The 19825-nt window shown below is 66.1% G+C and carries 16 protein-coding genes; 10 read left to right on the top strand and 6 right to left on the bottom strand.

Annotation, left to right across the window (positions count from 1 at the left end):
• The first annotated feature begins 65 nt into the window (after positions 1-65).
• Positions 66-2693, top strand: a complete 2628-nt coding sequence (locus ACUY1T_RS06930; RefSeq protein ID WP_446021288.1) for a putative bifunctional diguanylate cyclase/phosphodiesterase — start codon at positions 66-68, stop codon at positions 2691-2693.
• 7 nt (positions 2694-2700) lie between these two features.
• Here the strand turns inward: ACUY1T_RS06930 and mnmC are convergent, their stop codons facing one another.
• Both mnmC and ACUY1T_RS06920 read right to left on the bottom strand, forming a co-directional pair.
• Positions 2701-4719, bottom strand: a complete 2019-nt coding sequence (gene mnmC / locus ACUY1T_RS06925) for a bifunctional tRNA (5-methylaminomethyl-2-thiouridine)(34)-methyltransferase MnmD/FAD-dependent 5-carboxymethylaminomethyl-2-thiouridine(34) oxidoreductase MnmC (RefSeq protein ID WP_446021286.1) — start codon at positions 4717-4719, stop codon at positions 2701-2703.
• Positions 4720-4902: 183 nt separating this feature from the next.
• Positions 4903-5202 (bottom strand): YciI family protein, encoded by a 300-nt coding sequence (locus ACUY1T_RS06920; RefSeq protein WP_446021285.1) that lies wholly within the window; start codon positions 5200-5202, stop codon positions 4903-4905.
• A gap of 114 nt (positions 5203-5316) precedes the next feature.
• Between ACUY1T_RS06920 and ACUY1T_RS06915 the strand changes: the two genes are divergently transcribed.
• A complete protein-coding gene (locus tag ACUY1T_RS06915) occupies positions 5317-6246 on the top strand; it encodes a PHP domain-containing protein (protein ID WP_446021284.1) in 930 nt (309 codons plus the stop codon).
• Between the two features lie 37 nt (positions 6247-6283).
• Positions 6284-6907, top strand: coding sequence for an L-threonylcarbamoyladenylate synthase (locus tag ACUY1T_RS06910; protein ID WP_411793414.1), 624 nt, complete (start codon positions 6284-6286; stop codon positions 6905-6907).
• A 48-nt stretch (positions 6908-6955) separates the two neighbouring features.
• Here ACUY1T_RS06910 and ACUY1T_RS06905 read toward each other — a convergent pair whose 3' ends face one another.
• Entirely contained in the window at positions 6956-7837 is an 882-nt protein-coding gene (locus ACUY1T_RS06905; protein WP_446021282.1) for an ion transporter, read from the bottom strand.
• A gap of 62 nt (positions 7838-7899) precedes the next feature.
• Positions 7900-8742: a CYTH domain-containing protein gene (locus ACUY1T_RS06900; RefSeq protein WP_446021281.1), complete on the bottom strand. Its 843-nt coding sequence runs from the start codon at positions 8740-8742 to the stop codon at positions 7900-7902.
• Positions 8743-8834: 92 nt separating this feature from the next.
• Here ACUY1T_RS06900 and ACUY1T_RS06895 point away from each other — a divergent pair, with 92 nt between their 5' ends.
• The 6 genes from ACUY1T_RS06895 (at position 8835) to glrR (ending at position 16817) form a co-directional block, all read left to right on the top strand.
• Positions 8835-9515, top strand: a complete 681-nt coding sequence (locus ACUY1T_RS06895) for a TIGR00153 family protein (RefSeq protein WP_446021279.1) — start codon at positions 8835-8837, stop codon at positions 9513-9515.
• Between the two features lie 66 nt (positions 9516-9581).
• Positions 9582-10847 carry an inorganic phosphate transporter gene (locus tag ACUY1T_RS06890; RefSeq protein ID WP_446021278.1) on the top strand — a complete coding sequence of 422 codons (1266 nt, stop codon included), beginning with the start codon at positions 9582-9584 and terminating at the stop codon, positions 10845-10847.
• 254 nt (positions 10848-11101) lie between these two features.
• Positions 11102-12415, top strand: a complete 1314-nt coding sequence (gene argA, locus ACUY1T_RS06885) for an amino-acid N-acetyltransferase (protein ID WP_411793409.1) — start codon at positions 11102-11104, stop codon at positions 12413-12415.
• A gap of 883 nt (positions 12416-13298) precedes the next feature.
• A complete protein-coding gene (locus ACUY1T_RS06880) occupies positions 13299-14804 on the top strand; it encodes a sensor histidine kinase (RefSeq protein WP_446021276.1) in 1506 nt (501 codons plus the stop codon).
• The gene (locus tag ACUY1T_RS06875) at positions 14795-15367 is read left to right on the top strand and encodes a hypothetical protein (RefSeq protein ID WP_446021274.1); all 573 of its coding nucleotides are present in this window, start codon (positions 14795-14797) and stop codon (positions 15365-15367) included. Before ACUY1T_RS06880 ends, ACUY1T_RS06875 begins: the two co-directional genes overlap by 10 nt.
• A 169-nt stretch (positions 15368-15536) precedes the next feature.
• Entirely contained in the window at positions 15537-16817 is a 1281-nt protein-coding gene (glrR, locus tag ACUY1T_RS06870; RefSeq protein ID WP_446021609.1) for a two-component system response regulator GlrR, read from the top strand.
• A 45-nt stretch (positions 16818-16862) separates the two neighbouring features.
• Here the strand turns inward: glrR and xseA are convergent, their stop codons facing one another.
• On the bottom strand, positions 16863-18203 hold the full coding sequence (gene xseA, locus ACUY1T_RS06865; protein ID WP_446021272.1) for an exodeoxyribonuclease VII large subunit: 1341 nt from the start codon (positions 18201-18203) through the stop codon (positions 16863-16865).
• Positions 18204-18299: 96 nt separating this feature from the next.
• Positions 18300-18869 (bottom strand): CGNR zinc finger domain-containing protein, encoded by a 570-nt coding sequence (locus ACUY1T_RS06860; RefSeq protein WP_446021270.1) that lies wholly within the window; start codon positions 18867-18869, stop codon positions 18300-18302.
• Positions 18870-18971: 102 nt separating this feature from the next.
• Between ACUY1T_RS06860 and ACUY1T_RS06855 the strand changes: the two genes are divergently transcribed.
• Entirely contained in the window at positions 18972-19784 is an 813-nt protein-coding gene (locus ACUY1T_RS06855; RefSeq protein WP_446021268.1) for an alpha/beta fold hydrolase, read from the top strand.
• Positions 19785-19825: the final 41 nt, after the last annotated feature.

The following is a 19825-nucleotide window of genomic DNA, read 5'->3' as shown; positions in this document are numbered from 1 at the left end:
TTTCGCTGACGGCGGCTCCTCTAGGGATGGGTTGGCGCCTCACGTCGCGTCTGCCGAGTATCTTGATGTTCACCTACGCCCGCGCTTTTCTCGCTTGCCTGAAATCCCTGCAGGGGTTCGTGCTGGTGGCTATCCTTTCCGCCTCGCTCACCGTCTTCGTCGGCGTCACCCTTGTTTCATCGCTGCTCTACGAGAATATTCTGGTACGCCAGGCGGAGCAGACCTCCGAGACCCTGGCCCGGCAGAGCTTCAATGCCATGCTGCAGGTGATGCGCCAGGGCTGGAGCCGGGAGCAGATGGAATCCTTCATCGCGGAGACCAAGCGGGCCCATGAAGCCTCCGGCTACCGCTTCTCATTCTATCGCGGCGAGCGGGTCACGGAGCGCTACGGGGTGGTCGACCAGCCGCCCCTGGACATCGTCATCCGGTCCGCCCTGGCCTCGGGCAACGAGCGAGTGTGGCGCGAGGATGGCACGGTACGCCGGATCATGCCGCTGGTGGCCCGCCCGGAGTGCCTAGCCTGCCACCAGAATGCAGCTACCGGCGACGTGCTGGGCGTCATCGACATCCAGCACGACATAGCACCGATCAGCCGTGAAATGCGGCTCAACTACCTGGCCATGTTCATCGTTGCCGGCTTGCTCATCCTGCTGTTGGCACTGGGTATGTCGAAGGTGTTCGCCGAGCGCATCCAGGCCACCCTCAGGCAGTTCCGTGAGCGTCTGGATGCGGTCAACTCCGTCGAGGATTTCCGCAAGCTCGACGTCAGCGATACTCGGGTGCGTTTCCATGAGCTCGATGCGGCCCTGCAACAGGTCAATGCCCTGGTCGGCCGGCTCAGGAACGTGGCGGTAGACAAGGACATCCTCGAGTTCGAGATCCGCTTGCTGAGCAAGTTCATCATCACCTCCGATGTGGTGCGCGACTGGCGTGAGTTCATCAAGGAGCTGCTGGCCGACATCAACACCATCATCCAGGCGCATGCCCTGGTGACGATCTTCCAGGTGGAGGACGAAGGCTATGAGCTGGAGGTATTCTGGTACCGCGAAGTGGCGCCTGAAACCCGGGTGGCCTTCGAGCAGCTGCTGACCCAGCTGCTGGAGCGTAGGCACGAGGATCCGCCCGGGGTCAGTATCCTCAAGGTCCATCACCATACCGTGATGACCGGCAGTGAGTCGACGGCAAGTCTCTCGCCCGAGGACATCCGACTACAGACCAAGTCGCTGCTGCTCGAGGCGCCGAAGATCGGCGGCATCGTCGGCATCGGCGTGCAGTCGGACCTGGCCCAGGACCCGATCCGTCACATCGTCATCGACGGCATCCTGTCGACGCTGCTCAACCTGGTGGGCTCGGTCAAGGCGATCTACAAGTACACCCAGGACCTCGAGTACTACGCCACCCGCGACCCCCTGACCAGCCTGCACAACCAGCGCATCTTCAAGGACATGCTGACCTACGAGGTGGGCCGGGCGACGCGTCACCAGGACCACTTCAGCCTGCTGATGCTCGACCTGGACAACTTCAAGACCGTCAACGACCGCCATGGCCACGCCTTCGGCGACCAGTTCCTGCATGCCGTGGCCGATACCCTGAGCCAATCGATACGCCCCGGTGACTTCCTGGCGCGCTACGGCGGCGACGAATTCACCGTGATCCTGCCCCAGACCGGGGAGGAGCAGGCCTATTCGGTGGCGCTGCGCATCGCCGATAACCTCACCCGCCAGGCACTCACCGCACCCGACGGCACTACCGTGCGGGCCACCACCTCGATCGGCATCGCCAGCTATCCCAACCATGCCGGCAATCCCCACGACCTCTTCCTCATGGCCGACAACATGATGTACAAGGCCAAGCGCAAGGGTAAGAACTGCGTGGCCCTGCCGGAGCGGGAAGAAGTGGCCGAAGTGTTCCGCGAGGTGGGCGAGAAGAACCAGATGGTGCTCAGCGCGCTGGAGGAGCAGCGCATCGTGCCCTATTTCCAGCCCATCGCCGACGTGCGTACCGGTAAGGTCAATATCCACGAGCTGCTGATGCGCATCCAGCTCGACGACCGCCTGGTACCGGCCGGCGAGTTCATCGACATTGCCGAGAGCATCGGCGTGATCCACCGCATGGACTACCAGTTGATCGAGAAGGCCTTCACCCAGGTTCGCGAGCAGGGCTACGAGGGCATGCTGTTCATTAACCTCTCGCCCAAGTCGCTGATCGTCGGCGAGTTCATCGGCCGTATCCACCAGTTGGCGATCGATTATGACGTTCTGCCGGAGCGCATCGTTTTCGAACTGACCGAGCGAGAGACGGTAAGCAATCTCAAGCTGCTGGAGAAGTTCGTGCTCGACCTCAAGCTCGAGGGCTTCAACTTCGCCATCGACGACTTCGGCTCGGGCTACTCCTCGTTCCGCTACCTCAAGCAGTTCCCCATCGATGTGATCAAGATCGAGGGCGAGTTCATCCGCAACATGCTCGCCGACGAGACGTACATGGCCTTCGTCAAGAGCATCGTCACCTTGGCCCAGAGCCTCGGCGTGAGCACGGTAGCCGAGTACATCGAGGACGCGGACGTGCTGGAAGCCGTGAAGGCACTCGGCATCGACTTCGGCCAGGGCTATCACCTGGGACGGCCGGGACCGAGCTTCGCCGACCATCGGCAGCAGGTTTCGCACGCCAGCCAAGTTGTTGCTGATCGCAAGTAGGCGGTGGCTAGCGGTTTCTGATCAGGTCGCGTATGACCCGCCGCCCGGGGTGCAGGTGATCCACCAGCGGCCACTCCAGCGGCAGCGGCTCGTCGCAGATGCGCGAGGCGATCAGCTCGGCACACAGCGGCGCGCTGGCCATGCCGCGGGAGCCGTGGGCGGCGCTGATCCACAGCCCGGGGTGGTGACGCCCGGGCACGGCGGGCACCCGGGAGGCATCCTTGGCCAGCACGGCGTAAGCCGCGCGCCAGGCCTCGACGTCGGGCACTGGCCCGGCGTAGGGCGACTTGTCCGGGCTCGCCGCGCGCAGGGCAGCGCGACCCTGGCAGGCGGCAGGCTCGAGCGCCACGCCGGCCTCACGCAGCGCCTGGGCGAGGGCCGGCAGCTCCCTCTCCAGCTCCGCCAGGTTGGCGGCGTGGTCGGCCTCGCGCAGCGTGGTGTCGGTGTCGTTGGGCAGGAAGGTCGCGCCGAAGGTGAGCATTCCATCCAGCGCCGGCGCCACGTAGCCGCCACCGCACACCACCCGGGCCAGCCGTGGGGCGCCCTGGGGGAGTTCCAACTGGCTGACCTGGCCGCGAACCAACTGCAGCGGCAGCGCGGCGGTTGCGGCGAAGCGGTTGGCGGCGCCGGCATTGGCGATTACCACCTGGTCGGCTGCCAGCGTCTCGCCGTCGTCCAGTGCCAGCTGCCAGCCGCCATCGTTCTGGGCCAGGCCGGCGACCTCGGCCTGGCGATACTCGATACCCGGCCCCGCGGCCAGGAACTGACACAGCGCGCCGGGGCGTACCCAGCCGGCGGCAGGATAGGCCAGCCCGCCGTGCGCCAGGTCGATGCCGGCTGCCGCGCTGGCCTGCTCGGCATCGACGCCGTCCAGCAGCGATTCCGGTAGGGGGTGGGCAGCAAGGAAGCGCGCCTGGCGGCTCGCCTCGCGTTCGTTCATGGCCAACTGCAGCACGCCGCTGGGCGACCATAGCGAATGGCCCGGGTCGAGCTGTTCGAGCCAGCGCAGCGTGTACTGCAGGCCGGCCAGGTAGAAGCGGCTGTGGTCGTTGGCCTCGGCGGCGAGCTTGACGTAGAGCACGCCTTGACGATTGCCCGAGCCTCCCGCGCCGGGGGCCTCGCGGTCCAGCAGCGTGACGCGAACGCCGCGGCGCGCCAGCGCCCGGGCCATGCTGGTGCCGGCGATGCCGGCGCCAATCACCGCCACGTGGCCGGCCGGGCGCGGCGGCGGGGGGCTGAACCAGGGGGTGTGCTGGCGCCGCACCTGGGCCACGCCGGCCGGCGGAGCGGCGATCTCGCCAGCCAGCATTTCGCGCTTGCGCCCGTAGCCCGGCACCTTGCGCCAGGCGAAGCCGACCCCGGCCAGCCCGCGCTTGACCACCCCGGCGCAGGTGAAGGTGGCGAAGGTTGCCCCGGGCCGCGAGGCAGCGGCCATGGCGGTGAACAGTTCGGGGTGCCACATACCCGGGTTCTTGGACGGGGCGAAGCCATCCAGGAACCAGGCATCCACCTGGCCTTCGAGCAGTGTGAGGCGCTCGGCGGCATCGCCGAAGTGCAGGTCCAGCGTCACCCGTTCATCGAGCGGCAACCGGTGTACACCGGCCACTGGGTGTGGCCACTGGCGTATCAGCCGCTCGGCGCGCGAGGCCAGGTCTGGCCAGGCGGCCAACGCCCGGGCCAGGTCATCCCGGCGCAGCGGATAGCGCTCGGTGGAAACCAGGTGCAGCCGTGCCCCTGCCGGGGCGTGCGCGTCGAAACAGGCCCAGGCGCAGAGCATGTTGAGCCCGGTGCCGAAACCGGTCTCGCCGATCACGAAGGGGCGCTCGGCGGTCCAGGCGGCAAGGCGCCGGGGCAGGTCGTTGCCCTGCACGAAGACATGCTCGGTTTCCGCCCGGCCGTCGTGACGCGAGAAGTAGACGTCATCGAACTGCGTCGAGAGCGGGGCGCTCTCGCCGGTATCGTCGCAGCGCCAGTCGAGACGGGCGGGCTCCAGGCCGGCCAGCGGTGGAAGGGGGGTAACGGACACGGACTTCTCCAGAACCTGGCGCGACTGCTCAAAAAATGATCGAAAGCTCCACGGCGGCATGGGCTGGCGTATCGAGCAAGCCATCCGCGGCGTTTCAACAACGTTATCCACAGAAGCTGTGAGCAAAATTCCTGTGGATAATCGGGTTCGCCACGGCGGCCGTCGGGGCGTTTCGATGTGGCTTCAGGGCAGCACTTTCTTGAACGGTTTGACGGTCACCTTGGCGTAGACCCCGGCGATCATGTAGGGATCGGCGTCGGCCCAGGCCTGGGCGGTCTCGAGGCTGTCGAACTCGGCGACCACCAGGCTGCCGCTGAAGCCGGCATCGCCGGGGTCTTCGGCATCCACCGCGGGGTGCGGGCCGACCAGCACCAGGCGGCCCTCGTCGCGCAGCTTCTCCAGGCGCGCCAGATGGTCGGGGCGGGCGGCCAGTCGGCGCTCCAGGCTGTTCTTCACGTCTTCACTGATGATTGCGTACAGCATCGCAGCGTTCCTCGGGCAAGCGCGGTATCACCGCAGACTCCAAGCGTGCGTTGACCGCCCGCCGTCGGGCGCGCACCATGGGCCATCATTTTGACAAAGTTGCCTGCCTGCGTCATGCCACAGCCCTCCCTGCCCGAGCTTTTTGCCGGCGACCCCGGCCCCCTGGGGGTCGACCTGCACATGCACTCCACCGCTTCGGACGGCGCACTGGCGCCTGCCGAGGTCGTTGCCCTGTGTGCCGAGCGCGGCGTGACGCTGATGGCGCTGACCGACCACGACACCGTGGCCGGCGTGGCCGAGGCCAGCGAGGCGGCGAAGCGCCTGGGCGTGAGATTGCTGCCGGCGTCGGAACTCTCGACTCGCTGGCAGGGAATCGGCATCCATGTGGTGGGGCTGCTGCCGCAGGGCGCCCACGGGGCGCTTGGCGAAGGCCTCGAGGCCCAGGCCCGGGCACGCGAGGCGCGTGCCGAGGTCATCGCCAAGCGCATGGAGAAGATCGGGCTCGACGACGCCCTGGCCAAGGCCCGCGAGCAGGCCGGGCCCTATCGCCCCCTGGGGCGGCCCGACTTCGCCCGTGCCCTGGTGGCGGCGGGGCTGGTACCCGACGTGGCCACGGCGTTTCGCAAACACCTGGGCAGCGGCAAGGCGGGCGACATCAAGGCGCACTGGCCGGCCCTGGCCGAGGTGGTGGGCTGGGTGGTGGAGGCGGGCGGCGTGGCGGTGCTGGCGCATCCGTTGCGCTATGGGCTGACCCGGCGCAAGCGGGGGCAACTGCTGGACGACTTCGCCGCGGCCGGCGGCCAGGCCGCCGAACTGGTCAGCGGTTTCCAGAACGCCGATGTCACCCGCGACCTGGCCCGCCAGCTCGCCGAGCGGGAGCTGTACGCTTCGCTCGGCAGTGACTTCCATTTTCCCGGTGGCCACCTGGCCCCGGGCAGCATGAGCCCGCCACCGCGCACCGCCGTTCCCCCGGTGTGGACCCATCCGCGGCTGGCCGGCTTCGTCGTGGCGGGCTGCGACGAGCCCGCCTCCGGCGCGTTATAGTGGGCAGCGAGAATCGTCAATGTCAGGGAACATGACCATGAGCCAGTACCTCCAGATCCATCCGGAAAACCCGCAGAAGCGCCTGATCGACCAGGCGGTACAGATCGTCCGCCAGGGCGGGGTGATCGCCTACCCCACCGACTCCGGCTACGCCCTGGGCTGCCACCTGGGCGACAAGAAGGCAATCGAGAAGATCAAGTGGCTGCGCTCACTGGACGACAAGCACAACTTCACCCTGGTGTGCTCTGACCTCTCCGACATCGGCACCTACGCCAAGGTCGACAACAGCGTGTTCCGCCTGCTCAAGGCCAATACGCCGGGCGCCTATACCTTCATCCTCAATGCCACCTCCGAGGTACCGCGCCTGCTGCTGCACCCCAAACGGCGCTCCATCGGCGTGCGCGTGCCCGACCATCGCATCACCCACGCCCTGCTCGAGGCCCTGGGCGAGCCGCTGATGAGCGTGACGCTGATCCCGGTGGGCGAGGAGCTGCCGATGACCGATCCGGAGGAGATCCGCGATCGCTATGACGCCCACCTGGATGTGATCATCGACGGCGGCGCCTGCCACCTGGAGCCCACCAGCGTCGTCGACCTGCGCGAGCTGCCGCCGACCATCGTGCGCGAAGGCCGCGGCGACCTGGCGCCGTTCCGCAGCTGATCCCGATAGCCCTGCCCCGCCGATGCCCGGCTCATAGGCCGGCCCGCTTCATGGGGTGTCGCTGGGCGACGGCTCGGCGGCATTGGGGTCACGGTTTTTCTCGTCCAGCCAGGTTCCGCAGCGCAGGCAGTAACGAGCCCGCCGCTCATGCCGATCGTGCCCGCAGCCGGGGCAGGCTTCGTCCGAGTAACGTTCCTCGCGTATGGCACGAATGACCTCGGCCGAGAATACCCCGGTGGGAACGGCAATGATCGAGTAGCCGATCAACATCAGCATGACCGTGATCGCCTTGCCGATCGGGGTTAATGGCACGATGTCGCCATAACCCACCGTGGTCAGGCTGACGATGGCCCAGTAGATCGATATGGGAATGCTGGTGAAGCCGGCCTCCGGCGACTCGATCATGTGCATTACGGTGGCGAAGATGATGACCAGCATGAAGATGCCGAAGAAGAACAGGAAGATTTGACGTACACTGCGCCTCAATGCATCCAGCAGCAGGCGGCTTTCGCCGACGAACTGCATCAGGCGCAACACGCGGAAGATACGCAGCACACGCAGCAGACGCACGATTACCAGTGTCTGGGTGCCGGGCAGGAGCAGCATCAGCCAAGTGGGCAGTACGGCCAGGACATCGACGACACCGTAGAAGCTGCACAGATAGCGCCACGGTTTTTCCAGGCAGTAGATGCGTAGCCCCAGCTCGATGGTGAAGAGGATGGTGAAACCCCACTCCAGCCAATAGAAGAACTCTCCATAGGCGGCGTGCCAGGCGACAACGCTATCGAGCATCACCACCAGTACGCTGGCCAGGATCACCAGGATCAGAGCGATATCGAAGCCCTTGGCCAAGGGCGTGTCCGATTCGAAGATGATCTGGAACAGGCGCGTGCGCAGCCCCTCGGCGGCTGGCCGGAATGGATCGGTCATGCGATTGCTCCCTGTCTTGCTTCGCTCATTGCGTGAACATCCCTTGGTTGCCGTGCCGTCGCTCACGACGCCAGGCGATGCGCCAGCCGTAGCGCCGTACGGCCGAAGTCGACGTCGAGCCAGTCGTGGCTCTCCAGCATGGTGGCAAGCCGGCCCGCTTCGTCATCGCCGCTGGCCGCCAGCGCGTTCAGGGCCTCCCTGGCCACGGCACGCCAGGTATCGTCGCCGCTATCGGCCAGGGCATCCAGGGCCAGGATGGCGCGGTGCAGCCGCTCGCCAGCGCCATCGCCTTCCGCTGCTGCCCAGCGGCCGCTGAGTAGGGCGCTACCGCGGGCGGCCTTGCTGGCATCGGCGGGGCGCAGGGGTACCGTTTCGGCGAAGGCCAGCGCCAGGCTCCACAGCGCCTGCGGGTCACCGTCCTTGAGTTCCAATTCCAGCTCGCAAATCGGCACGCGCCGGCCGGCGGCGCGAATCTCACCCTGGTCCAGCGCTACCTCGATGGTGGCTTCGGCCAGCTCCAGGCGCCACAGGCGACGCTCGAAGTCGGTGGTGAAGCGCGGCTCGAGCCGTGCCAGTACCTCCGTGCCCAGCGCGGCCATGGGGGGCAGTTCGGCGAGCCCGTCGCGGTCGAGGCTGCCAGCCGCCACCGGCCACTCCCATTCGCGGCGGCGGCTGTAGCCACCACCGCCTTCGCCGCTGGTCTTGAGGGTCTGCACCCAGCTGTCGTCGCGGCGGCGCAGGCGCAGCGCCATGCGCGCGGCCTCCAGCTCGCCATCGGGCGTGTCGTAGTAGGTGTTGGCCAGGCGCTGGGCAGCATCCACCCCACCGCGCAGGAAGGGGTGCTGCAGCAATCTTTCCGGCCCTGTCTCGCCCAGCGCCAGCTTCATCTCGATCTCGTGGCTCATTCCGTTCCCGTTCTTTCGCCTAATATTTTCATGACGTGACAGGGTGCCATTCTTTATACTGGCGCCGCCATTTCACAAGCGCATCCTTTGCCATGGTCAAACCCAACCCCTTTTCGGCGATGTTCGGCCGTTCGCCGTTCCAGCCCCTGCTGGCCCATATCGCCAAGGCCAACGAGTGTGCCGACCAGTTGCTGCCGTTCTTCGAGGCATCGCTTACCGGCGACTGGGACGAGGCCGCCAAGATCCGCGGAGCCATCACCCAGTTGGAGCACGAGGCCGACAGTCTCAAGGCCGAGCTTCGCCTCAACCTGCCCAACACGATGTTCCTGCCCGTTTCGCGCAGCGACCTGCTCGACCTGATCACCGTGCAGGACAAGATCGCCAACAAGGTGCGCGACATCACCGGCATCATGCTCGGCCGTCGCATGCAGGTACCCACCGAGCTGGCTCAGCCCATGCGCGACTACATGCAGACCGCCGTGGCCTGCGTGGCCCAGGCACGCCAGGCCCTGGAGGAACTCCAGGACCTGCTCGAGTCGGGCTTCGGGCGACATGCTTCCGACGTGATGCTCAATCTGATTCGCGAGCTGCACATCCTCGAGCAGCAGGCAGACCAGCAGCAGATCGCCATCCGGCGCCTGCTCTTCGATCTCGAGGATCGACTCAAGCCGGTGGATGTGGTCTTCCTCTACAAGATCATCGACTGGGTCGGGGAACTCTCCGACCGTGCCGAACGTGTCGGTAGCCGCCTGCAGATTCTCACTGCCCGGTAGGACACCGCGACCGGCAATCCCGGGGCGATGTGCCCATAACCCGACAGCCACATAGGAACCAACCCTATGTCGATCATTGCGCAGCATGGTGAAATCTTCATCATCCTGGCCTGTCTCTTCGGCTTCTTCATGGCCTGGGGCGTAGGCGCCAACGACGTTGCCAACGCCATGGGCACTTCGGTGGGCTCCAAGGCCATCACCATCAAGCAGGCGATCATCATCGCCGTGATCTTCGAATTCCTCGGCGCCTGGCTTGCCGGCGGCGAGGTCACCGCCACCATCCGTGGTGGCATCGTCGACCCGGTATTGCTGCAGGCCAATCCGGAGCTGCTCGTCTACGGCATGCTCTCGGCACTGCTGGCCGCCGCCCTGTGGCTGCTGATCGCCTCGGCCAAGGGCTGGCCGGTCTCCACCACCCACTCCATCGTCGGCGCCATCGTCGGTTTTGGCGCGGTGGGGCTGGGCATGGAGGCGGTGGCCTGGGACCGGGTCGGTACCATTGCGTCGAGCTGGGTAGTCTCGCCGCTGCTGGCCGGTACCATCTCCTTCCTGCTGTTCAAGTCGGTGCAGTACCTGATCTTCGAGGCCAAGGATCCCTTCTCTGCGGCCAAGCGCACCGTTCCGTTCTATATCTTCCTGGTCGGCTTCATCGTCGCCATGGTGACGTTGACCAAGGGCCTGTCCCACGTGGGGCTGGACTTCACCTTCGGCCAAAGCTTCCTGCTCTCGGTGCTGCTGGGCATCGGCGTCATGGGCATCGGCATCGTCATGGAGAACCGGGTCAAGGGCGAGCGGCGCATCGGCGACCAGTTCGGCTATGGCAGCGTCGAGCGGGTATTCGGCGTGCTGATGATCTTCACCGCCTGCGCCATGGCCTTCGCCCATGGCTCCAACGACGTGGCCAACGCCGTCGGCCCCTTGGCGGCGGTGATCAGTGTGGTGCGCAGTGAAGGCGTGATCGACAGCGCCGCGCTGGTGCCCTGGTGGGTGCTGATTCTCGGCGGTGGCGGCATCGTGGCCGGCCTGGTCACCTATGGCCACAAGGTAATCGCCACCGTGGGTACCGGCATTACCGAGCTGACGCCCAGCCGTGGCTTCGCCGCCACCCTGGCCGCCGCTACCACCGTGGTGCTGGCCTCGGGCACCGGATTGCCGATCTCCACCACCCACACCCTGGTCGGGGCGGTGCTCGGCGTAGGCCTGGCGCGCGGCATGGCGGCGCTCAACCTGCGCGTGATCGGCACCATCGTCATGTCCTGGCTGATCACCCTGCCGGCCGGTGCGGGCCTGGCGATATTGTTCTTCTTCATGTTCAAGGGCTTTTTTGGGTAAGGGCAAGACACGAGCCACGAGCCACGAGCCACGAGCCACGAGCCACGAGCCACGAGCCACGAGCCTCGAGCCTCGAGCTAGGGAAGGAGCATAATCTGCCCGAAGCCCGAAGCCCGAAGCCCGAAGCCCGAAGCCCGAAGCCCGAAGCCCGAAGCCCGAATCGGCGGTACCACAGCAGTGGTGCCGCCGTTTTCGTCGCTCTGATATAGTCGAATTCGTAAACCCTTCTTCTCATCTGCTCCCGGAGAGCGGCCTTGGACACTCGTTTCCCCTTCGTCGACTGGTTCCGCAATTCCTCACCCTATATCAATGCGCATCGGGGCCGAACCTTCGTGATCCTGATCGAGGGCGAGGCCATGGCGCGAGGCCGAGGCGAGCAGCTGATCCAGGACCTGGCGTTGCTGCACACACTCGGGGTGCGGCTGGTGGTGGTGTTCGGTATCCGCCCCCAGGTGGATCAGGCGCTCGCCGAGGCGGGTATCGAGCCGCAGCGCCACGAAGGGCGCTGGGTTGCCGACGAAGCGATCATGGCCTGTGTCGAGCGAGTGGCAGCCGAACAGCGCCTGTGGCTCGAGGCGCGGCTGTCGCTGGGGCTGCCCAACACGCCGCTGCACGGCGTCGAGCTGACCGCGGTGTCCGGCAACCTGGTGATGGCCAAGCCACTGGGCGTGCGCCAGGGCGTCGACTACGACCACAGTGGCGAGGTTCGCCGGGTGCGGGTCTCGGCCGTGCAGGGGCTGCTCGACCGCGGCTCGCTGGTGCTGCTGCCACCGCTGGGCTTCTCCAGTACCGGCGAGGTATTCGACCTCGATGCCGCCGAGGTGGCCCAGCATGCGGCCATGGCGCTGGCCGCCGACAAGCTGATCCTGCTGGGCGAAGCCGCCGGGCTCTACGACGAGAATGGCGCCATGCAGCGGCAGCTCACGCCCGACGAAGCCGAACCGTTGCTGAACCAGATCGAGCCGGGCAGCGAGCAGGCGCGCCATATCGCCGCGGCCTGTGCTGCCGCACGCCACGGCGTGGCCCGCACGCACCTGCTCTCGTGGCACGACCACGATGCCCTGTTGGGTGAACTATTCACCCGCGATGGGGTGGGCACCATGATCACCCGGCATCGCTACGAGCAGCTGCGCCCGGCCGAACTCGGCGACATCGGCGGGCTGCTGGAACTGCTCGAGCCGCTGGAACGGCGCGGCATGCTGGTGCCGCGCTCGCGCGAGCGCCTGGAGCACGAGATCGACGACTACCTGGTGATCGAACGCGACGGCATGATCATCGGCTGCGCGGCGCTGCACCGCTTCGCCGAAGCCGAGATGGGCGAGCTGGCCTGCCTGGCGATCCACGTCGACTACCGCGGCGGGGCGCGAGGCGCACTGCTGCTTTCGGGAATCGAGCGCCGCGCACGGCGGCTCGGGCTCGGCGCGCTGTTCGTGCTGACCACCCACACCGCGCACTGGTTCGTCGAGCACGGCTTCCGCGCCTCCGACATCGAGTCGCTGCCCACGCTCAGGCGCGATACCTACAACCACGCCCGCAAGTCGAAAATCCTCGTCAAAGCGCTTTCCTGAAAGCCTGTTCGCAGGCCCTTTGCGAAGCCTTGCCGCCGCCTGAAAATTGCGTTCAGGCGGCGGCTGTCGCTTTGGGGCAACGCCAGCAGGATCGTTGTCTCAAAAAGGCAACAAGTTAATGCGTTGTTTTTAAAAAACTTCTTGAGACCTCTTCAGAATGGTGTCTCCAAACGGTGACGAAAAGCGGCCCTGCCACTCGCTTTTTTTCGCCGTTTTGCCGTTCGGTGACGGCGTGCCAGTTATTGTGTCGATTTAACCATCTGATTTTTATGGATTATAAAGATTTCTGGCACGCAACTGGCAATATGCAAAGCGAGCAACGATGAAGTGATTCAAACGGCTCGAATCACTTCGGATCGTCGAGAAGCTCGGGGAACACCACCCCCCCATGCCCTGTGCGACCCGGGCATCACGACGATAAACGTTCGCTCCGCGATGTGTAACTTAGGTTGCGATGAGACGGGTACCGCCGAGTCAGGCAAGGAATGGTACCAGATGGGCAAGGATGCCCCGGCAAGGATGCCTCATCCCCTTCGGGGGATCGAATTTCGCACCAGCGCTGACGTGTTTCACGTGGCGATGGTGACAAGGAACGAAGCAGGGCGGTTCGCCGCTCGCCCGTACCGACGGCTCCTGGTGGCACGAGGGTCGGCAACGGGGCTTCGGGGCCCTCGGGCCCGCTGAAAGTATGGGACATGGCTCGACCAGGCGATCGATGCCCATATTTTCACCCCCTTCAGTTCCCTGCGTATTAGGGCCGGCACTTGCCGGCCTTTTTTTTTCCGACAGGGTCGGGGGGGGCAGTAGCCGAGCGCGGAACTCTGTTATCCTTCAGGAACGTACCATGGTGGTCTCTTATCCTCTCCTGAATAGAACATTGGTCATGACCAAACGGGTCTCGCGCCGCTGGCGTCCACGCTCATTGCTGCAGCTCGTGCTGCTGGCATTCCTGGTAGTGATGCTACCGTTGGGAATTCTGATGTATCAGGCCGGTCAGGCCCTGTCCGAACTGTCACGCCTGGCGGATGTCAGTGCCCGCCAGGCGGTGGAAGAGAGCCGTCGTGCGCGGGTGCTCAGCAACCTGGCCGTCGAGATGGAGCGCAGTGCGCGCCAGTATGCGGTGCTGGAGCAGGAGAGCCTGCTCGAACTCTATGCCGAACGGCATGGCGAATTCCAGGAGCTGCTGGCGCAGCAGCGTCGTTTCCTGCCGAACGATCCGGATGTGCTAGCCCTGGAGGAACAGCTGCTGCTGCTTTCGCAACTGCCGGAGTTGGAGGCCGAAGCACTGGAGGTATGGCTGGCGCTGTTCGCCCCGTTCGCCGAGCATACCGAGGCGATGCGCCGGGCCACCAACCGCCAGATCGATGCCAGTATCGAAATGATCAGCGCGCGAGCGGAAGCCGTGCAGTCGCGGCTGTGGTTGCAGACCACGGCCCTGGTGTCCGCCAGTCTCCTGCTCATGCTGTTGTTCAGTTGGCTGATCATTCGCCCGGTGCGTCAGCTCGAGCGTCGCATACTCAGCATTGGCAGCGGCGTGGAAACCAACGACCGCGATAACATCCAGGGTCCTGCCGAACTGGTGCAGCTCGGCGACCGGCTCGACTGGCTGTCGACCCGGCTCAGCGATCTCGAGGCGCAGAAGCAGCAGTTCCTGCGCCACATGTCGCACGAACTCAAGACCCCCCTGGCCAGCGTGCGCGAGGGTTCGGCACTGTTGGCCGACGGCGTGGCCGGCGAGATGACGCCTCGCCAGCGCGAGATCCTGACGTTGATCGATGCCAGTGGCCGCGAACTGCAGCGGCTCATCGAACAGCTGCTCGACTACAACCTGCTGCAGCATAACCAGCGTATTACCCTCGAGCGGGTGGACCTGGCCACGCTGGTCAAGACCACCCTGGCCAAGCATCGGCTGGCGCTGGAGCACAAGGGCATGCAGGTAACCGCCTTCCATGGCCCGCAGGAGTGGGTAGTGGACCGTACCGCCATGGAGCGCATCCTCGACAACCTGGTATCCAACGCCATCGCCTACGGCGAGGACGGCGGCGAATTGATGATCCGCGCACATGCCGGGCGGGATCACCTGATCCTCGACGTGGCCAACAGCGGCGAACCGATTGCCGAGTATGACCGCACGCGGCTGTTCGAACCCTTCTACCAGGGGCGTTCGCGCCGCAAGGGGCCGCTCAAGGGCTCGGGTATCGGGCTCTCGGTGGCAGCCGACTGCGCGCGCATCCAGAACGGCAGCCTGGCGCTGATCGACGATCGCGAATTCGATGTGTGTTTCCGCCTGACGTTGCCGTACCAGGCGGTTCCCCTGACCAAGGAAAATAATAATATGGAGCCCCTGGAAGTGGGCCTCAACGCAAGGAGCGAGGAGCGATGGAGGTAAGAACTATCGGCTGTGCAAGAAAGGCCTTCTATGCTGGCGGGCTGGCTCTGCTGCTGGGTGGCTGCCAATACCTGCCCGAGCACGCCATGCTCGGCACGGAACCGGAAGAAGCCCAGCAGGCGGTCGCCTGCCGCGGAGCGGAACCGACCTTCGAGGACGAGGCCTGCCTGCTGCCCAACTGGGTGGCTTTCGGCCTGGCTTCGCAGCGGGGCGATGGAGAGTGGCGCCGCCAAGCGCTGAATGAGCTGGATAGTGCCTACGACAGGAGCGAAGCCGAACGCGAGCTGGCACGCGCCGTGGCGCTCTCCTGGGGCAGTGAGCGGGAATGGCAGCAGGCAGCGGAGCTTTACAAGGAGTATACGCATGCCGCGCCGGCCGACCTGCAGTCGTTGCTGCTTTATTGGCGCAACGAACTGGAAGGGCGGCGCTCCCTGGCCAGCCAGAGCACCAATGCACGCGCTCAGGTGGCGACCCTGCAACGTGAGAAGGCCGAGCTCTCCGAAAAGCTCGAAGCGCTTACCGCCATCGAGCAGAGCATGAACCTGCGACAGCAATCGCCCTGAGGGCGATCGGGCAACACGGGAGAACGATGTTATGGAAGCGGCTCGATTGACCGATACGCGCAAGAATGAGGCTCGCAGGCCGGCAACGGCTCGCACATCGGGTGCGAAAGCAGGCAATGCCCACGTTTTGCTGGTCGACGACGACGTCAGCCTGTTGCGTCTACTCGGCATGCGCCTGGAAAGCCGCGGTTACCGGGTCACCACGGCTGAGAGCGGCCCTGAGGCACTGCGCAGGCTCGAGGCCGAGCGCCCCGACATCGTGCTCTCCGACCTGCGCATGGACGAGATGGATGGCATGGCGCTGTTCCAGGCGATACAGCGCGAGGTGCCGGGGCTGCCGGTCATCATCCTGACCGCCCACGGCTCCATTCCCGATGCCGTGAATGCCACTCAACAGGGCGTGTTCAGCTTCCTCACCAAGCCGGTGGACCGCGACGAGCTGTTCAGCGCCATCGACGAGGCGCTGGCCCACATGCCCACCGGCAACAGTGGCGACAGCGAAGCCTGGCGCGCCAGCATCATCACCCGCAGCCCCGAGTTGGAGCGGGTGCTGGAGCAGGCTCGCATGGTGGCTGCTTCGGATGTCAGCGTGCTGATCACCGGCCCCTCCGGCTCGGGCAAGGAACTGCTGGCCCGGGCCATTCACGACGCCAGCCCGCGCGCCAGCAAGCCGTTCGTGGCGATCAACTGCGGTGCGCTACCCGAACAGCTCCTGGAGAGCGAACTCTTCGGCCACGCCAAGGGCGCCTTCACCGGGGCGGTGAGCGACCACAAGGGCCTGTTCCAGGCCGCCGAGGGCGGCACCCTGTTCCTCGACGAGATCGGCGACATGCCGCTGCCGCTGCAGGTCAAGCTGCTGCGCGCGCTGCAGGAGCGCCAGATCCGACCGCTGGGCTCGACCCAGTCGTTCCCGGTCAACGTGCGCATCCTCTCCGCCACCCACCGCGACCTCAGCCAGGCGATGCACCAGGGCGAGTTCCGCGAGGACTTCTTCTACCGCCTCAACGTGGTCAACCTGAAGCTGCCGGCGCTGAAGGATCGCGCCGAGGACGTGCCGCTGCTGGCGCGCCACCTGGTGGCCCAGGCGGCGGAGCGGCACAAGCCGTTCGTCAAGGGGTTCTCGCCGGAAGCGCTCAACCTGCTGGCCACCAGCGCCTGGCCCGGCAACGTGCGCCAGCTGGTCAACGTGGTGGAGCAGTGCGTGGCGCTGACCCGCTCGCCGATGATCCCCGAGGCCCTGGTGGCCCAGGCGCTGGCGGCGGAGGATTGCGCACTGCCGACCTTCAACGACGCCCGCGCCGGCTTCGAGCGCAGCTACCTGGTCAAGGTACTCAAGATCACCGAGGGCAACGTGACCCAGGCGGCACGCATCGCCGGGCGCAACCGCACCGACTTCTACAAGCTGCTCAGCCGCCACGAGCTGGAGCCGAGCACCTTCAAGCCCGAGTGACGCCAGCCCGGCTTGCCCCGTGAGCGCCTGTTACAGGCGCTCTTTTCATTTGAGGCGACGCTTCACCTCGACGCTCAACCTTCCCTCGCCGAGGCGGGCGGTCAGCGCCTGGCCGGGCTGGGTATCGGCCGCGCGCCGTATCACCTTGCCCTCGCCGTCCTGCAGGATGGCGTAGCCACGCCCCATCACCCCCAGCGGGCTCACCGCCTGCAGCTGTCGTGCCAGGCCGGCCAGGCGTTCGCGCTGGCGCGCCATGTCGCGCTGCATGGCCTGCTCGAGCCGGGCCCGGGCGCGTACCAGCCGCTCCCCGGCCTGCTCGACCCCACGCCGTGGGTGGCAGGCGCTCACTCTTCGCTGCAAGTGGCCCAACTGCTGGCGCTCGGTGGCGAGCCGTGCGCGCATGGCACGTTGCAGCCGGGCTTCCAGCTCGCCCAAGGTCCTGCGCTTCTGTGCCAGCACCTCGCCGGGGTGGCGCAGCCGGGCGCGCAGGTGATCGAGCCGCTGGGCTTCACGCTCCAGCCGCGCCTGGGTACAACGTGCGAGCTGGCGCTCCAGGCCGGCCAGGCGGCGCGCAAGGTCGCGCCCATCCGGCATCAGCATCTCGGCCGCGGCAGAGGGGGTGGGGGCACGCAGGTCGGCGGCCAGGTCCGAGAGGGTGGTGTCGACCTCATGGCCAACCGCCGACATGACCGGCAGGCGCGAGTGGAAGATGGCCCGCGCGAGGTGCTCGTCGTTGAAGGCCCAGAGGTCCTCCAGGCTGCCGCCGCCGCGAGTGATCAGCACCACGTCGCGGCTCGGGTCCAGCGCCTGCTGGCGGTTGAGCAACCCCAAGGCGGCGATCAATGCCGGGGCGGCCTCACGGCCCTGCACGGGAACCGCGATCAGCGTGACCCGGGCCAGCGGCCAGCGGACCTTGAGCACTGCCAGCACGTCACGTATCGCCGCGCCGGTGGGCGAGGTCAGCACCAGCAGATGGCGGGGCGGGCAGGGCAGGGCGCGCGCATTGGCGAACACCCCTTCGGCGGAGAGCCGTTGCTTGAGCCGTTCCAGCGCGATCAGCAGCTCGCCTTCGCCGGCCGGCTGCACCGCTTCGGCAATCAGCTGGTAGTCGCCGCGGGGTTCGAACAGCGACACCCGACCGCGCACACGCACCCGGTCGCCGTCGCGCATGGGGGCGGCCACGAAGCGGGCGCGATTGCGAAACAGCGCGCAGCGCAGCTGTGCCGAACTGTCCTTGAGGGTGAAATAGACATGCCCCGAGGACGGCCGCGACACGCCGGAAAGCTCACCCTCGACCCAAACCTCGCCGATGCCCTGCTCGAGCAGCAGCCGGGCGCGGCGGTTCACTTCGCTGACGGAAAGGGCGGTATCGGTGGGCTCAGGCATGGTGACTCCTGTCGGGCATCGAGCGTCAGGCCGGAGTCTATCACCCGGCGCCGGCATAGGGCTCTGATCGGGGGCACTGGGTGCGATAACGCCGTGTCAATCTTGGGGAGGGTCGGCTCGCCTCCGGTAATGGCGCTCGACCCGGGCGCGATTGCCGCAGACCTCCGTGCGGCACCAGCGACGCCGCTGGGCCTTGGACTGGTCGAGAAACAGCCAACTGCACCGGCCACACTCCTTGAGCCGGGGCAGGCGGCTGCTGTAGAGCAGTGCCAGGGTGGCCAGGGCGATGCGCTCGAGGAAGCACGGCTCGGCCGCGTGCAGAGGCGTCGGCTCGCCGAGCTCGAGCCGGCTAGAGGCGACGGCATCGGCGAGCCGGTCGCGTACCGGTTCCCAGGCCTCGGCGGGAGCGTGGCCCCGAGCGATCCCAGCGAACAGGGTATACAAGCATTCACGCAGGGCGAGCGCCTCGTCGAATTCCCGCTCGGAGAGCGGCAGCGCTGCCTCGGCCTCGACCAGACCACTGGCACGCGCCCAATCGATCAGCGCCTGGCGGTCCGTCAAGCGCTCCACCGACCGGGTCTTGCCGGTATCCCCCACTGTGTTGAGGAAATCGAGGCAAGGGTCGCCGGCAATGAAGTCGTGCTCGCTCCAGTGGTGTCGCTGCATGTGAGCCTGCCTCATTCGACTAATGGTATAAAACTACTTTACATGTTAATTGATCTGGTCTTGACTGTCTAACGCCATAAGCGAATTACAGGAGTTAGATAGATGAGCGAGCCAAGATCCGGATTCCGTTTCGAAGGACGTTTCGTGCATACCGAGGTGATCGGCGAAGGGCCTCCTCTGGTGGCGATTCACGGCACCCCCTTTTCGTCGCAAGTGTGGCGCCGGGTGGTGCCGCACTTCCGTCGGCAGCGTCGTATTCACTTGTTCGACCTGCTCGGCTACGGACGCTCGGAGAAGGCGCCGGGACAGGATGTCTCCCTGGGGGTACAGAACCGCTTGCTTGCCGCTCTGTTCGAACACTGGCAATTACAGGCGCCCGACGTCCTGGCCCATGACTTCGGCGGAGCCACGGCATTGCGTGGCCACCTGCTGAATGGCCTGGAGTACCGCAGCCTGACGCTGGTTGACCCGGTAGCGCTATCGCCCTGGGGGTCTCCCTTCGTGCAGCATGTCCGGCAGCACGAGGCCGCCTTTCGGGGATTGCCGCCCTACATTCACGAAGCGCTCCTAAGAGCCTACCTGCAGGGAGCGGCCTGGCGTGAGTTGCCGGAAGACGCACTGCGAATCCATGCCGATCCCTGGCAGGGGGAGGAGGGGCAGGCCGGGTTCTACCAACAGATCGCCCAGATGAATCAGTGTTATACCGACGAGATAGAACCCCTGTTGGATCGCATCCGCTGCCCGGTGCATATCCTATGGGGTGAGCAGGACACCTGGATACCCATCGCGAAGGGGCGAGAGCTGCAGGCGAGGATTCCGGGTGCATCCTTCACCCCCATCGCCGAGGCGGGCCACCTGGTCCAGGAGGACGCCCCGGAGGCCATCGTCGCGGCACTGGCGCGACTGCTGAATTGAAAGCACAAGAAGGGGCGGCGTTCTGTAGGTGGGGCGGCGTG

The organism is Billgrantia sp. Q4P2, from assembly GCF_052806135.1.
This window is presented reverse-complemented; position numbering and strand designations above follow the sequence as displayed.

Excerpts from the sequence above, each read along its gene's own strand:
- ACUY1T_RS06930 (WP_446021288.1), top strand. The coding sequence starts at position 66 with ATGTTCACCTACGCCCGCGCTTTTCTCGCTTGCCTGAAATCCCTGCAG.
- ACUY1T_RS06920 (WP_446021285.1), bottom strand. The coding sequence starts at position 5,202 with ATGCTGTACGCAATCATCAGTGAAGACGTGAAGAACAGCCTGGAGCGC.
- ACUY1T_RS06915 (WP_446021284.1), top strand. The coding sequence starts at position 5,317 with ATGCCACAGCCCTCCCTGCCCGAGCTTTTTGCCGGCGACCCCGGCCCC.
- ACUY1T_RS06910 (WP_411793414.1), top strand. The coding sequence starts at position 6,284 with ATGAGCCAGTACCTCCAGATCCATCCGGAAAACCCGCAGAAGCGCCTG.
- ACUY1T_RS06905 (WP_446021282.1), bottom strand. The coding sequence starts at position 7,837 with ATGACCGATCCATTCCGGCCAGCCGCCGAGGGGCTGCGCACGCGCCTG.
- ACUY1T_RS06900 (WP_446021281.1), bottom strand. The coding sequence starts at position 8,742 with ATGAGCCACGAGATCGAGATGAAGCTGGCGCTGGGCGAGACAGGGCCG.
- ACUY1T_RS06895 (WP_446021279.1), top strand. The coding sequence starts at position 8,835 with ATGGTCAAACCCAACCCCTTTTCGGCGATGTTCGGCCGTTCGCCGTTC.
- ACUY1T_RS06890 (WP_446021278.1), top strand. The coding sequence starts at position 9,582 with ATGTCGATCATTGCGCAGCATGGTGAAATCTTCATCATCCTGGCCTGT.
- ACUY1T_RS06880 (WP_446021276.1), top strand. The coding sequence starts at position 13,299 with ATGACCAAACGGGTCTCGCGCCGCTGGCGTCCACGCTCATTGCTGCAG.
- ACUY1T_RS06875 (WP_446021274.1), top strand. The coding sequence starts at position 14,795 with ATGGAGGTAAGAACTATCGGCTGTGCAAGAAAGGCCTTCTATGCTGGC.
- glrR (WP_446021609.1), top strand. The coding sequence starts at position 15,537 with ATGCGCCTGGAAAGCCGCGGTTACCGGGTCACCACGGCTGAGAGCGGC.
- xseA (WP_446021272.1), bottom strand. The coding sequence starts at position 18,203 with ATGCCTGAGCCCACCGATACCGCCCTTTCCGTCAGCGAAGTGAACCGC.
- ACUY1T_RS06860 (WP_446021270.1), bottom strand. The coding sequence starts at position 18,869 with ATGCAGCGACACCACTGGAGCGAGCACGACTTCATTGCCGGCGACCCT.
- ACUY1T_RS06855 (WP_446021268.1), top strand. The coding sequence starts at position 18,972 with ATGAGCGAGCCAAGATCCGGATTCCGTTTCGAAGGACGTTTCGTGCAT.